The sequence below is a fragment of the Bacillus sp. 05T31 genome (genome assembly GCF_056396725.1).
Map to the genome: position 1 here is coordinate 1 of NZ_JBFTMA010000862.1, position 1,574 is coordinate 1,574.

2 protein-coding genes and 1 pseudogene are annotated in these 1,574 nt (G+C 31.0%); 2 read left to right on the plus strand and 1 reads right to left on the minus strand.

The window, feature by feature from the left end:
- The coding region (locus AC1DJR_RS29300; protein ID WP_477004175.1) for a hypothetical protein at positions 1-271 on the plus strand (271 nt) is incomplete at its 5' end.
- Positions 272-501: 230 nt separating this feature from the next.
- Here the strand turns inward: AC1DJR_RS29300 and AC1DJR_RS29305 are convergent.
- Positions 502-735, minus strand: coding sequence for a hypothetical protein (locus tag AC1DJR_RS29305; RefSeq protein WP_477004176.1), 234 nt, complete (start codon positions 733-735; stop codon positions 502-504).
- A 351-nt stretch (positions 736-1,086) separates the two neighbouring features.
- Between AC1DJR_RS29305 and AC1DJR_RS29310 the strand changes: the two are divergent.
- Positions 1,087-1,574: pseudogene (locus AC1DJR_RS29310) on the plus strand (ABC transporter permease); the annotation flags it as partial.

Consider the following 1,574-nt stretch of genomic DNA (forward strand, 5'->3'; position numbering starts at 1 on the left):
GGGTATGATGACAAAGTCTAATGTTGTAGAAATCATTTCAGCTTTAGTAGCTATTATCGGCGTGTATATTCTTATAAATGCACCAGAAATGGGGAGTAAGGCARYWAGTRAATCTGTTRCAGAGCAGGGCGGTCATATGGATACAAGTACGTATTTAGCTTTATTACAAGGATACGGAAATTCTTATACAATTCTAGGCGCGACTTGTTTATTTATGGGKTTGCTCAGTTTAATTTCGATCATTTCAATTCAAGTATATAAAAGTAAATAGAGGTTGAAAAAACAATGCTCCTGTCAATTTGATAGGAGCATTGTTTTAATAAATAAGATTTTTATATATTAACTCTAATATTCGGATGCTTAACTTTTTTGGTTCCGTTGGCTCGAAATAGGCAAAGACTTAGCCTTTGATAAACGAGTAGAGAAAATGCTTATTTCAGCGTGTCAGAAGTCAAATTATAGAACAGTTGAAATGTTAAGGTGTGCAAAAAAACAGACCCCTTAAAGAGTATGTTTAAGCGGTTTTACCTTTTTCTTCCCAAGATATGAAATTACCAATGCAATCGGAGCAACAAAAGGTAAAAGAGGAGTCCAACCAATGAAATAAAATATTGGTGCTAAGAAAGCCATCCCACCAAAGAGCATTGTTAATTGGGATTTTTTCTGTAATCCATAAACAATCACTAATAATCCTGCCATCATCAATATCACAAAAGAGATATTAAGCAAATTCATATAATCACCTCCGATTAATCTGTAAAATAATTCTATATATATTATAAAGCAAATCACATGGAAATTTCATTTTATAAAAAACAACAGTGTTTACGAAAACAGCCAATATTAATTAAATGTAAATTATGTGTTGCTAACGTAAAAATTTCCATCACCTGATTTTGCTCCATGTTTTCTATGTATAATAAAAATACTAAATCTTTGTGCCCATATAAAGCACGAATAAGAACATCATTTATTTAACCTCTTCAATTTCAATCGCCTCAAAAAAATAAGTACATTCAGTAGTTTCATAGTAAAGATTTATTCTTAATCCAAACCATAAAAAGATAATAAAAATGCGGAGGCTATATGAATCTAATATTAAAAGAAATAGCAGTGAACAGAAAAATATTCATTATGTTATTTATTGGATTTGTTTTAACAATTCTGCCCATACTCATAGCGATGTCGATTCGAGATTATTACGATGAAAAATTTTATGAGCGCAAAAATGGTTATTTTAAATATTACTATTCCGTTCAGCTTACTAGTCTTGGAGAACTGGATTTCAAAGCAATTCAGGAGTTAACAGAAACTAGTTTTAAGAATTCAAGTGTTATTACAAATAATATGAGAATCAGACTTCCTGGCATAGGTGAAGTAATGATGATTGGTCTTATAAATAAGAATTGGTCTCCTCCTTTAATAAAAGGTTCTCGCATGGAAGATGGGGAAGAAAATAGTGTAATTGTGGGAAAGAGTATTTATAAAGAATCTGAAACAATAAAGCTATTTAGTAGAGAATATAGAGTTAAAGGCGTGAGTGGAGCGAATACTGGATATGCATATAATTACAA

Bases quoted from the DNA above. Each gene is read 5' to 3' on its own strand.
- AC1DJR_RS29305 (WP_477004176.1), bottom strand. From the start codon at position 735: ATGAATTTGCTTAATATCTCTTTTGTGATATTGATGATGGCAGGATTA.